The organism is Streptomyces scopuliridis RB72 (assembly GCF_000718095.1).
Lineage (GTDB): Bacteria > Actinomycetota > Actinomycetes > Streptomycetales > Streptomycetaceae > Streptomyces > Streptomyces scopuliridis.
Genome location: NZ_JOEI01000009.1, coordinates 108,224 through 120,940, shown reverse-complemented (window position 1 = coordinate 120,940; position 12,717 = coordinate 108,224). Strand labels below are relative to the sequence as shown.

The 12,717-nt window shown below is 71.0% G+C and carries 14 protein-coding genes and 2 pseudogenes; 15 read left to right on the top strand and 1 reads right to left on the bottom strand.

What is annotated here, in order from left to right; translation table 11 throughout:
* Nucleotides 1–2: 2 nt before the first annotated feature.
* The 15 genes and pseudogenes from IF11_RS0113200 to IF11_RS0113130 all read left to right on the top strand — a co-directional run bounded on the left by IF11_RS0113200 (nt 3) and on the right by IF11_RS0113130 (nt 11,806).
* Nucleotides 3–242: an RNA-binding protein gene (locus IF11_RS0113200; RefSeq protein WP_030351741.1), complete on the top strand. Its 240-nt coding sequence runs from the start codon at nt 3–5 to the stop codon at nt 240–242.
* Nucleotides 243–335: 93 nt separating this feature from the next.
* Entirely contained in the window at nt 336–914 is a 579-nt protein-coding gene (gene rimM, locus IF11_RS0113195; protein ID WP_030351740.1) for a ribosome maturation factor RimM, read from the top strand.
* On the top strand, nt 914–1,735 hold the full coding sequence (gene trmD / locus IF11_RS0113190) for a tRNA (guanosine(37)-N1)-methyltransferase TrmD (protein WP_030351739.1): 822 nt from the start codon (nt 914–916) through the stop codon (nt 1,733–1,735). Before rimM ends, trmD begins: the two co-directional genes overlap by 1 nt.
* A gap of 129 nt (nt 1,736–1,864) precedes the next feature.
* Nucleotides 1,865–2,215, top strand: a complete 351-nt coding sequence (gene rplS / locus IF11_RS0113185; RefSeq protein ID WP_030351738.1) for a 50S ribosomal protein L19 — start codon at nt 1,865–1,867, stop codon at nt 2,213–2,215.
* Nucleotides 2,216–2,287: 72 nt separating this feature from the next.
* Nucleotides 2,288–3,100 carry a signal peptidase I gene (gene lepB, locus IF11_RS0113180; RefSeq protein WP_051745858.1) on the top strand — a complete coding sequence of 271 codons (813 nt, stop codon included), beginning with the start codon at nt 2,288–2,290 and terminating at the stop codon, nt 3,098–3,100.
* Nucleotides 3,093–4,206, top strand: a pseudogene (gene lepB / locus IF11_RS36585) (signal peptidase I). The gene lepB (IF11_RS0113180) and the pseudogene lepB (IF11_RS36585) overlap by 8 nt, the downstream one beginning before the upstream one ends.
* Nucleotides 4,199–5,023, top strand: coding sequence for a signal peptidase I (lepB, locus tag IF11_RS0113170; RefSeq protein ID WP_051745900.1), 825 nt, complete (start codon nt 4,199–4,201; stop codon nt 5,021–5,023). The pseudogene lepB (IF11_RS36585) and the gene lepB (IF11_RS0113170) overlap by 8 nt, the downstream one beginning before the upstream one ends.
* Before the next feature lie 84 nt (nt 5,024–5,107).
* Nucleotides 5,108–5,878, top strand: coding sequence for a signal peptidase I (gene lepB / locus IF11_RS0113165; RefSeq protein ID WP_030351735.1), 771 nt, complete (start codon nt 5,108–5,110; stop codon nt 5,876–5,878).
* Between the two features lie 79 nt (nt 5,879–5,957).
* A complete protein-coding gene (locus IF11_RS0113160) occupies nt 5,958–6,434 on the top strand; it encodes an NUDIX hydrolase (RefSeq protein ID WP_030351734.1) in 477 nt (158 codons plus the stop codon).
* Nucleotides 6,435–6,488: 54 nt separating this feature from the next.
* A complete protein-coding gene (locus IF11_RS0113155; RefSeq protein WP_014675276.1) occupies nt 6,489–6,797 on the top strand; it encodes a DUF2469 domain-containing protein in 309 nt (102 codons plus the stop codon).
* A gap of 166 nt (nt 6,798–6,963) precedes the next feature.
* A complete protein-coding gene (locus tag IF11_RS0113150; protein WP_030351733.1) occupies nt 6,964–7,341 on the top strand; it encodes a YraN family protein in 378 nt (125 codons plus the stop codon).
* Nucleotides 7,341–8,966 (top strand): YifB family Mg chelatase-like AAA ATPase, encoded by a 1,626-nt coding sequence (locus IF11_RS0113145; protein ID WP_030351732.1) that lies wholly within the window; start codon nt 7,341–7,343, stop codon nt 8,964–8,966. Before IF11_RS0113150 ends, IF11_RS0113145 begins: the two co-directional genes overlap by 1 nt.
* Nucleotides 8,963–10,105 (top strand): DNA-processing protein DprA, encoded by a 1,143-nt coding sequence (dprA, locus tag IF11_RS0113140; RefSeq protein WP_030351731.1) that lies wholly within the window; start codon nt 8,963–8,965, stop codon nt 10,103–10,105. The genes IF11_RS0113145 and dprA overlap by 4 nt, the downstream gene beginning before the upstream one ends.
* A 245-nt stretch (nt 10,106–10,350) precedes the next feature.
* On the top strand, nt 10,351–11,187 hold the full coding sequence (gene whiG / locus IF11_RS0113135; RefSeq protein ID WP_030351730.1) for an RNA polymerase sigma factor WhiG: 837 nt from the start codon (nt 10,351–10,353) through the stop codon (nt 11,185–11,187).
* A gap of 79 nt (nt 11,188–11,266) precedes the next feature.
* Complete coding sequence (locus IF11_RS0113130) at nt 11,267–11,806, top strand: TetR/AcrR family transcriptional regulator (RefSeq protein WP_078490686.1); 540 nt, start codon at nt 11,267–11,269, stop codon at nt 11,804–11,806.
* Between the two features lie 206 nt (nt 11,807–12,012).
* On the opposite strand, the pseudogene IF11_RS42940 reads toward IF11_RS0113130, so the two are convergent.
* Nucleotides 12,013–12,465 (bottom strand): annotated as a pseudogene (locus tag IF11_RS42940) (peptidoglycan DD-metalloendopeptidase family protein); the annotation flags it as partial.
* Between the last annotated feature and the right edge of the window lie 252 nt (nt 12,466–12,717).

Genomic DNA, 12,717 nt, shown 5'->3' with positions numbered 1-12,717 from the left:
GCATGCTCGAGGAGGCTCTCGAGCACCTCGTGAAGGGCATCGTCGACAACCCGGACGAAGTGCAGGTGGCCTCGCGCAACCTGCGCCGCGGCCGTGTCCTGGAGGTCCGGGTGCACCCGGACGACCTCGGCAAGGTGATCGGCCGCAACGGCCGCACCGCACGTGCTCTGCGGACTGTCGTGGGCGCCATCGGCGGCCGTGGCATCCGCGTCGATCTCATCGACGTGGACCAGGTTCGCTGAGACAGCAGAACACCGGCAGGGGCCGGGAGGGCCACGGCCTTCCCGGCCTTCGCTGTTTCCGGTGCGTGATCGTGACAAGAAGGTGGAGTGTCAGTGCAGTTGGTGGTCGGGCGGGTGGGCCGCGCCCATGGGATCAAGGGTGAGGTCACCGTCGAGGTACGTACGGACGAGCCCGAACTGCGGCTCGGCCCCGGCGCCGTACTCGCCACGGAACCGGCCCAGGCCGGACCGCTGAGGATCGAGACGGGCCGGGTGCACAGCGGCAGGCTGCTGCTGCGCTTCGAGGGCGTACGCGACCGTACGGGCGCCGAGGCGCTGCGCAATGTCCTGCTGATCGCGGAGGTCGACCCCGAGGAACTCCCGGAGGACCCCGAGGAGTTCTACGACCATCAGCTGATGGACCTGGATGTGGTGCTGGCCGACGGCACGGAGGTCGGGCGGATCACCGAGATCTCGCATCTGCCCTCGCAGGACCTGTTCATCGTCGAACGGCCGGACGGCAGCGAGGTGATGATCCCCTTCGTGGAGGAGATCGTCACCGAGATCGACCTGGAGGAGCAGCGGGCCGTCATCGACCCGCCGCCGGGTCTGATCGACGACAGGGCGGAGATCGCCTCCAGCCGGGACGACGACTCCGGCGGGGACGACGCGTCCGGTAAGGACGGCGGCTGATGCGACTCGATGTGGTCACGATCTTCCCGGAGTATCTGGAGCCGCTGAACGTCTCGCTCGTCGGCAAGGCCCGCGCGCGCGGCCGGCTCGACGTCCACGTACACGACCTCCGGCGGTGGACGTACGACCGGCACAACACGGTGGACGACACCCCGTACGGCGGCGGCCCCGGCATGGTCATGAAGACCGAGCCCTGGGGCGACGCGCTGGACGACGTCCTGGCGAGCGGCTACGAGTCGGGCGCCCATGGCCCGGTCCTGGTCGTCCCCACCCCCAGCGGCCGTCCCTTCACCCAGGAACTGGCCGTCGAGCTGTCCGAACGGCCCTGGCTGGTCTTCACCCCCGCGCGCTACGAGGGCATCGACCGCCGGGTCATCGACGAGTACGCGACCCGGATACCGGTGGTCGAGGTCTCCATCGGTGACTATGTGCTCGCCGGCGGCGAGGCCGCCGTACTGGTGATCACCGAGGCCGTGGCCCGGCTGCTGCCCGGTGTGCTCGGCAACGCGGAGTCGCACCGCGACGACTCCTTCGCCCCCGGCGCGATGGCGAATCTGCTGGAGGGCCCCGTCTACACGAAGCCGCCGGAGTGGCGCGGGCGCGGGATTCCGGACGTGCTGCTCAGCGGCCACCACGGCAAGATCGCGCGCTGGCGGCGGGACGAGGCGTTCCGGCGCACGGCCCTCAACCGGCCCGATCTGATCGAGCGTTGCGACCCCGCGTCCTTCGACAAGAAGGACCGCGAGATGCTCTCCATCCTGGGCTGGGCGCCGGAGCCCGGTGGCCGATTTTGGCGCAGGCCCGAGGCCATGGAAGAATAGGCCGCTGCTGTACGTCCGGTGTGCGCCCCTGCCACAGGGGGAACGACGCCCGCCCGACGCGAACGGCACATCAGACTCTCTCTCGATATCCGCTGATGACCTGTGGCATCAGCGAGGAAGCAGACCTTCATGGCCAGCCTGCTCGACGTCGTCGACGCATCGTCGCTCCGCAGCGACCTCCCCGCTTTCCGCCCCGGCGACACCGTGAACGTTCACGTACGTGTCATCGAGGGCAACCGCTCCCGTATCCAGCAGTTCAAGGGCGTGGTCATCCGCCGCCAGGGCTCCGGTGTCCGTGAGACCTTCACGGTCCGCAAGGTCTCCTTCTCCGTCGGCGTCGAGCGCACCTTCCCGTTGCACAGCCCGATCTTCGAGAAGATCGAGCTCGTCAGCCGCGGTGACGTCCGTCGCGCGAAGCTGTACTACCTCCGTGAGCTGCGCGGCAAGGCCGCGAAGATCAAGGAGAAGCGCGACAGGTAGGCCCCGCGTCGTCCGGGGTCCACCCGGACACGCACCCGGGTCCACAGGGCCGCCGGATAAGATCTGGCCCCGATGGACACCGAAGCAGTGCAGACGGAGCGCGATCGCTCTTCCGCATCCCACGACGGGACGGAGGAGGGGTCGCGCTCCGCGCGTTCCTCCCGGCGGCTCCCGGGGCTGCCCGAGGTCTCCTGGGGCAGGGCGGGGCTGCTCGGGCTCGTCTGCGCCGTCTTCGCGCTGCTCCTCAGCAGCTTCGTGGTGCAGCCGTTCCTGATCCCCAGCGGCTCGATGGAGCCCACTCTCCAGATCGGGGACCGGGTGCTCGTCAACAAGTTGGCGTACCGTTTCGGTACCGCGCCGGAGCGCGGTGATGTGGTGGTTTTCGACGGCACCGGATCCTTCGTCCAGGAGCCGCCGCGGGAGAACCCCGTCACCGGGCTGCTGCACGGGGCGGCCGCCGCCCTGGGGCTCGCCGAGCCCGCCGAGACCGACTTCGTCAAGCGCGTGGTCGGTGTGGGGGGTGACCGCGTGGTGTGCTGCGACAAGGGGGGCAGGGTCGAGGTGAACGGCCGAGCCGTGGACGAGCGGTATCTGTACGAGGGTGACGTGGCCTCCAGCGTCCCCTTCGACATCGTCGTACCCCAGGGCACCCTCTGGGTGATGGGCGACCACCGCAGCAATTCCCGCGACTCCCGCGACCATCTCGGCGACCCCGGGGGCGGCATGGTGCCCGTGGACAAGGTCATCGGACGGGCGGACTGGATCGGCTGGCCGCTGGGCCGCTGGGCCGTCCTGGAGCCGACAGAGGCCTTCCACGACGTACGTACGCCGGGTGACGCGGCGGCCTCGGACGGTATAGCGGCCTCGGGCGGTGCCCATGGGTAAGCGGGGACGCCGCCGCCCCAGCCATGGATCCGACACCCGGCTGCCGACCGGCTCCCGGCCCACCACCGGCCGGACGCTGCCGGGGCGCGCGGAGCGCCGTAAGCTCGCCCGCCGGGTCAAACAGCGCCGTCGCAGGTCCGCGGCGAAGGAGATACCGCTGCTCATCACCGTGGCGGTGCTGATCGCGCTGGTCCTCAAGACGTTTCTGGTGCAGGCCTTCGTGATCCCTTCGGGATCGATGGAGCAGACGATCAGGGTCAGCGACCGGGTGCTGGTGGACAAGCTGACGCCGTGGTTCGGCTCGAAGCCGGAGCGCGGCGATGTCGTGGTCTTCAAGGACCCCGGCAACTGGCTCCGGGACGAGAAGCCGCCGCCGGACAACTCGCCCGTCGTGATCAAGCAGGTCAAGCAGGGGCTGACCTTCATCGGACTGCTGCCGTCCGCCGACGAGCAGGATCTGATCAAGCGTGTCGTCGCGACCGGCGGGGACACCGTCAAGTGCTGCGACCGGGACGGCAAGGTGACCGTCAACGGCACCCCGCTCACCGAGCCGTATCTGAACCCCGGGAACGCGCCCTCCACGATCCCCTTCGAGGTGAAGGTGCCGGCCGGACGCATCTTCGTGATGGGGGACCACCGGTCCAATTCGGCCGACTCCCGCTTCCACCTCCAGGAGGCGGACAAGGGGACCGTCTCGGAGGACGAGGTCGTGGGCCGCGCGGTCGTCATCGCCTGGCCGCTCGGTCACTGGCGGCGACTGGAGGAGCGGGAGACCTACGCTTCGGTCCCGGACCCGCGCGCCGCGCCGACGACGGCACTGGGGCCGTCCCATAGTGTGTCTTCCCAGGATCTGAACGGATTGATCCGGCTCCCGAGCCCTGCGGAACTCCCGCTCGTTATGGGAGTGGTGGGCCTGTCCCGTCTCCGGGGCAGGCGATCGCACGGAGTAATCGCACGGAGTAAGGAGTGGATGTGGGGGATGTGGCGGTCGGCGCACGATCCGGACACGATGATCCCGAGGAGGGACACGAGCAGCTCGCCGAGTCGCCCGAAAACGTGACGGACCGGTCGGCGGAACGCGGGAGCGGGTCCGGTGGGATCCATGACGGCGACAAGGACGGCGAGAGCGAGACAGACGGATCGGGCGCGAGGAAACCGCGCTCCTTCTGGAAGGAGCTGCCCCTTCTCATCGGGATCGCGCTTCTGCTGGCGCTTCTGATCAAGACTTTCCTGGTACAGGCGTTCTCGATCCCTTCGGACTCGATGCAGGACACCCTGCAACGGGGCGACCGGGTGCTGGTGGACAAGCTCACCCCCTGGTTCGGCTCCGAGCCTGAGCGGGGTGAGGTCGTCGTCTTCCATGACCCGGGCGGCTGGCTGGACGACACCCAGGCACCCGAGCCGAATGTGGCGCAGCGGTTCCTGAGCTTCATCGGGCTGATGCCGTCGTCCGAGGAGAAGGATCTGATCAAGCGGGTCATCGCGGTCGGCGGTGACACGGTGGAGTGCAAGAAGGGGGAAAAGGTCCAGGTCAACGGGGTTCCGTTGAACGAGACGGACTACATCTACCCGGGCAATACTCCCTGTGACGACAAGCCGTTCGGGCCGATCGACGTGCCCAAGGGCAGCATCTGGGTGATGGGTGACCACCGGCAGAACTCGCTGGACTCCCGCTACCACCAGGAGCTGACCGGAAACGGCACGGTCTCCAACGACGAGGTCGTCGGGCGCGCGTTCGTGGTGGCCTGGCCGGTCAACCGCTGGTCGCTGCTTCCGGTGCCCGGCACGTTCGACCAGTCCGGGCTGAGCGCGGCGGCGTCGGTGGCCTCGGCCGCGGCTCCGGGGGCGCTGGGCCTGGCCGGAGCGGTGCCGTTCGTACTGTGGCGCCGAAGGAGGCTGACCCGGGCCCGTACCGCCGGGTAGGGTGCCGTCCCGGATCGTCGATCTCCGAGGATCATTCTCCGGAACGGTGGAGTGATCGTTCTCCGGAACGGGGGGAGTGCTGGGATGAGCGGAACAGGACGAGCGGAACGTTCGAACGGCGGCCACGGCCGCCTCGGCAGTGTGCTGTCGGGGCTGGCCGTGGCCGTCGGCTGTGTGCTCTTTCTCGGCGGGTTCGTCTGGGGAGCCGTCGAGTACCGGCCGTACACCGTCCCGACCAACTCGATGGACCCGACCGTGAAGGCGGGTGACCGGGTGCTGGCGCAGCGGATATCCGGCGACGAGGTACGCCGCGGCGATGTGGTGGTCTTCAAGGACGCGGACTGGGCCAATATGCCGATGCTGAAGCGGGTGGTCGCGGTCGGTGGCGACAAGATCGCCTGCTGTGACGCGGAGGGCCGGCTCACCGTCAATGGCACGGCGGTCGAGGAGCCGTATGTACGGGGAATGATCGGCGGGCGGGCGTCCACGACCGACTTCGACGCGACCGTGCCCGAGGGGAAGCTGTTCCTGCTCGGTGATGAACGCAGTGGTTCGCTGGACTCCCGGGTCCATCTGGAGGACGCGGGGCAGGGGTCGGTGCCGCGCTCGGCGGTCGACGCGCGCGTCGACGCCGTGGCCTGGCCGCTGGGCGGGGTGATCGAACGGCCGGCGGGCTTCGCGGCGCTGCCGGGCGGGGTGTCCGGGCCGGGGCCGGTGCGGCTGATCGTGGGGGCCGTGGTGGCCGGGGCGCTGCTGATCTTCGGCGGCGCGGCGTACGGGCCGATCGCCAGGCGGTTCTCGAAGCCGCGGGGCGGCGGCAGGAGCGGTGAAGGGGTGTCCGCGGGTGTCCGCTGAATCCGCCGGGGCCGGTGGGTCGGGCGGGTCTGCCGAGGCGGGCGGGTCTGGCGGGTCTGACAGTGCGGGCGGACGGGCGCTGCGGAAGGTGGCGCGGGTGGTGCTGCTGGATCCGGAGGACCGGATTCTGCTGCTGCACGGATACGAGCCCGGTGACCCGGACGACGACTGGTGGTTCACGCCCGGCGGTGGCCTGGAGGGCGACGAGACCCGGGAAGAGGCCGCGCTGCGCGAGCTGGCCGAGGAGACGGGGATCACACAGGTGGAGCTGGGGCCCGTGCTGTGGCGCCGGACCTGTTCCTTCCCGTTCGACGGCCGCCGTTGGGACCAGGACGAGTGGTACTTCCTGGCACGTACGACACAGACGGAGACGTCGGCCGAGGGGCTGACCGAGCTGGAGCTGCGGAGTGTCGCGGGGTTGAGGTGGTGGACCTCCGCCGAACTGTCGGCGGCGCGTGAGACGGTGTATCCGACCAGGCTCGCCGAGCTGCTGCGCACGCTGCTCGACGAGGGTCCTCCGGGTGAGCCGGTGGACCTCGCCCCCGAAAGCGTCTAGGGGCGCGGGGGCCGGAGCACAATAGGGGGACGTACGGCTGAAGGGGAACATGCCATGAGCGCCGAGGACCTCGAGAAGTACGAGACCGAGATGGAGCTGAAGCTCTACCGGGAGTACCGAGATGTCGTCGGTCTGTTCAAATACGTGATTGAGACCGAGCGTCGCTTTTATCTCACCAATGACTACGAGATGCAGGTGCACTCGGTTCAAGGTGAGGTCTTTTTCGAGGTCACGATGGCGGATGCCTGGGTCTGGGACATGTACAGGCCGGCCAGGTTCGTCAAGCAAGTACGAGTGCTCACGTTCAAGGACGTGAATATCGAGGAACTGAACAAGAGCGACCTCGAACTCCCTGGCGGCTGAAGAGCGTGATCGGGCCGGGGCCGGCTTGAGCGGGCCGGCGTGAGGGGGCCGGGGTGCTGGAGCGCCACGGACGAGTGAGCGAGTTTTCCACAACCGCCGGGTCGTCCACCAAGATCCACTAGCTTCGGGCGGTCGCGTCAGAGTCGGTACCGGAGGTGGTGCCGAAATGAACGCGACGGGGGCACTGGGGCGGTACGGCGAGGATCTGGCGGCGCGGCGGCTGGCCGACGCGGGGATGACCGTACTGGCGCGGAACTGGCGGTGCGGCAGGGTCGGCGAGATCGACATCGTGGCTCGCGACAAGGACAGCGGGGGCCGGGACGTCCTGGTCGTCTGCGAGGTGAAGACCCGCAGAGCCGGCTGGTTCGAACATCCGATGGCCGCGGTCACGCCGGTGAAGGCGGACCGGCTGAAACGGCTCGCGGACTGCTGGCTGGAGCGGTACGGGGGTCCGCCGCCCGGCGGGGTGCGTATCGATCTGATCGGGGTGCTGCTGCCGGGCCGGGGCGCACCGGTGGTCGAGCACGCCCAGGGGGTGGCCTGATGGGGTTCGCGCGTGCGTGCTCGGTGGCGCTGGTGGGCGTCGAGGGCGTGGTGGTCGAGGTCCAGGCCGACCTGGAGCCCGGGGTCGCCGCCTTCACCCTGGTGGGGCTGCCCGACAAGAGTCTGGTGGAGAGCCGCGACCGGGTGCGGGCAGCCGTGGTGAACTCGGGGGGCGAGTGGCCGCAGAAGAAACTCACGGTGGGGCTGAGCCCCGCCTCCGTGCCGAAGGGCGGCAGCGGCTTCGACCTCGCCGTGGCGGCGGCGGTGCTCGGGGCCGCCGAACGGATCGATTCCAAGGCCATCGCCGATCTCGTGCTGATCGGCGAGCTGGGCCTGGACGGACGGGTCAGACCGGTGCGCGGGGTGCTGCCGGCGGTGCTCGCGGCGGCCGAGGCGGGGTACCGCCAGGTCGTCGTCCCCGAGCAGACCGCGGGCGAGGCCTCCCTGGTGCCGGGGGTCTCCGTCCTCGGGGTACGGACCCTGCGCCAGCTCATCGCCGTACTGACCGACGAGCCGGTGCCCGAGGAGGAGGCGGAGACCGCGCAGGGGCGTCCTGACGCGATGCTCGCGGGGCTGATGGTGCCCGGCGCCGGGGTGGGCACCGGTCTGGCCGTGGGCGCCGGGACGGGCGACGGACACCGGCCGGATCTCGCCGATGTGGCCGGTCAGGCGGCGGCCCGTACGGCGCTGGAGGTGGCCGCCGCCGGCGGGCACCATCTGTTGCTCCACGGACCGCCGGGGGCCGGGAAGACGATGCTGGCGGAGCGGCTGCCCGGCGTCCTGCCGCCGCTGACCAGACAGGAATCCCTGGAGGTCACCGCCGTGCATTCGGTGGCGGGCATGCTGCCGCCCGGCGAACCGCTCGTCCACACGCCGCCGTACTGCGCCCCGCACCACTCGGCGACCATGCAGTCCCTGGTCGGCGGCGGCAACGGGCTTCCTCGGCCGGGCGCGGTGTCGCTGGCCCACCGGGGCGTGCTCTTCCTCGACGAGGCGCCGGAGTTCTCGGGCCGGGCGCTGGACGCTCTGCGGCAGCCGCTGGAGTCCGGCCATGTGGTGGTGGCCCGCAGTGCCGGGGTGGTGCGGCTGCCCGCGCGGTTCTTAATGATCCTGGCCGCCAATCCCTGTCCATGCGGGCGGCACACCCTGGTGGGGGCGGCGTGCGACTGTCCGCCCTCGGTGATCCGCCGCTACCAGGCCCGGCTGTCCGGGCCGCTGCTCGACCGGGTCGACCTGCGGGTCGGCGTCCAGCCCGTCCACCGCGCGGATCTGCTGGGCCAGGGCGGCAGGGGCGAGTCCACGGCGGCGGTGGCCGCGCGGGTACGGGGCGCCCGGCTGCGGTCCGCGGCCCGGCTGGACGGCACACCGTGGACGGTCAACAGCGAGGTGCCCGGCCATGAGCTGCGTACGCGCTGGCCCGTCGCGCCCGGAGCGCTCGCCGCGGCCGAACGTGATCTGGAGCGCGGGCTGCTCACCGCGCGCGGCCTGGACCGGGTGCTGCGGGTGGCCTGGACGGTCGCGGACCTCGCCGGGCGCGCCCGGCCGGAATCGCGCGATGTGGCCCTGGCGCTGGAGCTGCGTACGGGCGTCGCCCGGGGCGCGGCGGCGGCCGGAGCGGCGTCATGACCTGCGTCGGCCCGGGGGAGCGGCTGGCGCGGGCCGCGCTCACACGGATCCTGGAGCCGGGGGACGAGTGCGGCGGACGGTGGCTGCGGAGGTTCGGTGCGGCCGGGCTGCTGGAACTGCTCACCTCGCCGGGCGCGGGACCGGAGCAGCTCACCGAGGTCGGTGAGCGGCGGCTCGGCGGCTATCGGATACGGGCGGCGGCGGCCGACCCCGAGCGCGATCTGGCGGCGGTGAGCGCGCTCGGCGGCCGGTTCATCTGCCCCGGCGACCGGGAGTGGCCCAGCCAGCTCGACGATCTGGAAGAGGCCGCGCCCATCGGGCTGTGGGTACGGGGCGCCGCGGATCTCCGGCTCTGGTCACTGCGCTCCGTCGCCGTGGTCGGCGCCAGGGCGTGTACTCCGTACGGGGCACATATGGCGGCGAGTCTGGGCTCGGGTCTGGCGGAGCGCGGCTGGGTGGTGACCTCCGGTGCGGCGTTCGGTGTGGACGGCGCGGCGCACCGCGGCGCGCTGGCGGCCGACGGCGCCACCGTGGCCGTCCTCGCCTGCGGGGTCGATGTGGTCTATCCGCGCGGTCACACGGAGTTGATCGGACGCATCGCCGAACAGGGGCTGGTCATCGGTGAATTACCGCCGGGCGACCATCCCACCCGCAGCAGGTTCGTGCTCCGTAACCGCGTGATCGCCGCGCTCACCAGGGGGACCGTCGTGGTGGAGGCGGAGTACCGCAGCGGATCGCTGGTCACCGCGCGCGCCGCGCAGCGGCTCGGCCGCTTCACGATGGGCGTGCCCGGCCCCGCCACCAGCGGTCTCTCGGCGGGCGTGCACGAACTGCTGCGCGGTGAGGGAGTGCTGGTCACGGACGCCGCGGAAGTCGCCGAGCTGGTGGGCGACATGGGCGAACTGGCACCGCTCCGACGCGGTCCCGTACTCCCCAGGGATCTGCTCGACCCGGTCAGCGCACGGGTTCTGGAGGCGCTGCCCGCCCGGGGTGCCTCGCGGGGGCCGGAGATCGCGCGCGGCGCGGGCACGACCACGGACGAGGCGCTCGGCAGATTGTACGAACTGCACTCGTTGGGGTTTGTCGAACGGCATGGCGACGGCTGGCAGTTGGCCGCCGCGCGGCGAGGCGGTACTTGACCTGGGGCATTCGGGTGAAAAGGTGATGCGGATGACCCCTGTCTCACGATCGGTGACACCCCGGGGGCCGGCGCGAGCGGCGTCGGCCCCGGATCGAAGGTGTGGTCGACGGCGTCCGCCGAGGCGGGTGCGGGCGCCCGTTCCTCGCTCAGCGCGACGCTCCAGTCACGCTACGCTCACCTGCATTCCGGCCACCGCGACAGATGTCCCCCCGCACGTCACAGCAGAACGGCTCAAGGCAACGCATGCCCCAGCACACCTCCGGGTCTGACCGCGCGGCGGCGCCCCCTGCCGCCCGGAGCGGCGTGCGGCCCCCCGCGCCCTCGTCGCTCGACGAGTTGTGGCGGTCGTACAAGACCACGGGCGACGAGCGGCTGCGCGAGCAGTTGATCCTGCACTACTCGCCCCTGGTGAAGTATGTGGCGGGCCGGGTGAGTGTGGGGCTGCCGTCCAATGTCGAGCAGGCCGACTTCGTCTCCTCCGGGGTCTTCGGTCTGATCGACGCGATCGAGAAGTTCGACATCGAGCGGTCCATCAAGTTCGAGACGTACGCGATCACCCGTATCCGCGGTGCCATGATCGACGAACTCCGGGCCCTGGACTGGATCCCGCGCTCCGTACGGCAGAAGGCCAGGGCCGTCGAGCGCGCCTACGCCACGCTGGAGGCCCAGCTGCGGCGTACGCCCACGGAGCCCGAGGTCGCTGCCGAGATGGGGATCGCGCTGGAGGAACTGCACGCGGTTTTCAGCCAGTTGTCCCTGGCGAACGTCGTGGCGCTGGAGGAGCTGCTGCATGTCGGCGGCGAGGGCGGCGACCGGCTCAGCCTCATGGACACCCTGGAGGACACCGCCGCCGACAACCCGGTGGAGGTCGCCGAGGACCGTGAGCTGAGACGGTTGCTCGCGCGGGCCATCAACACCCTTCCCGACCGGGAGAAGACCGTCGTCACGCTCTACTACTACGAGGGCCTCACGCTCGCCGAGATCGGCCATGTCCTCGGGGTGACCGAGAGCAGGGTCAGCCAGATCCACACAAAGTCCGTGCTGCAGCTGCGGGCGAAGCTGGCCGACGTCGGACGCTGACGCTGTGTCGCCGCCCGCTCATCCGTAGAGTGGAGGCGTGCCCAGGATTCGAGCGGCCTCCGTGGCCGAGCACCGGACCATGCAGCGAGGCGCCCTGCTGGACGCCGCGCGCTCCCTCCTGTCCGAAGGCGGTACGGACGCGCTGACCTTCCCCGCACTCGCCGAGCGCACCGGCCTCGCCAGGTCCTCCGTCTATGAGTACTTCCGCTCGCGAGCCGCCGTCGTCGAGGAACTGTGCGCCGTCGACTTCCCCGTCTGGGCGGCCGAGGTCGAGGCGGCCATGGCCGGGGCGGAGACGCCCGAGGCCAAGATCGAGGCGTATGTGCGCCGTCAGCTCGCGCTGGTCGGGGACCGGCGGCACCGCGCGGTCGTCGCCATCTCCGCGAGCGAGCTGGACGCCGGAGCCCGGGAGAAGATCCGGGCCGCGCACGGCGGTCTGATCGCCATGATCGTGGAGGCTCTTGGTGAACTGGGCCACGAACAGCCCCGGCTCGCCGCCATGCTGCTCCAGGGTGTTGTGGACGCGGCGGTCAGACGTATCGAACTCGGCGCGGCCGAGGCGCCCCCGGAGATCGCCGAGGCGGCCGTCTCCATGGCGCTGCGCGGCGTACGGGGCTGAGGGCCGGGCGCGTGCGCCGGCGGATGCGCCGCCGGTAACCACCACGCGCCCCGCGGGGCTCCCCCAGGCCCCGGCTCGGGAACGCCGAAGACCGGCAGGAGCCGTGACGGGCCCCGGCGCAGCAGTTCGCGGGGCAGCAGGGACAGCGGGTTCAGATAGACCGCGCCCCGCAGCAGCCCCCAGTGCAGACAGCCCGCCGCGCAGTGGGACGTGGCTCCTGTCAGCGTGCCGACCCGCTGGCCCGCCCTCACTTCGTCTCCTTCGGCGACGAGCGGTGACACCGGTTCGTAGGTGGTCCGCAGCGGCGGATCGCCTGTACCGGACAGTGTGATCGTGAGGACCCCGCGCCCCGCCACCTGTCCCGCGAAGGAGACCCGGCCGGAGGCCGCCGCCCGTACCGGCGCCCCGGCCGGCGCGGCCAGATCCACCCCGCGATGACCGCGACCGTACGCCGAAGCGGGCGGCTCCCAGCCCCGCAGCACCGCCGGACGCGAGCCCACCGGCCAGGCCCGGTCCGTTCGGAAGCCGCCCCCGGGCGCTTCCGCGGCCAGCGCCTCCGGCGCGGCCCGCAGAGCGAGCGGCGCCAGGACAACAGCGAGGAGTACGAGAAGTGCGAGCAGTGGGACGGGTGTGCCGACGCGGCTACGGACAGTGGTCATGTGGTCCACGGTCGCGCACGAGGGCCACATCGCGCTGATCATGAACGGGATCTGTGGAGTACCGGCCGGTTGTGGACAGCGCCGTCACCCAGGGGTGCGAAGGTCCCGTACACTTCTTGTGGCGATCCGGGTCACCGGGTCGACTTCGCACGCCCCGCCATCGGCCCCTTCGCGCCGATGTCAGCGCTTCTCGGTCTCGGACTTCCGTGGCACAGCGCATCGGGGCGTCAGGCGCGACTGCCGTCCGGCGGA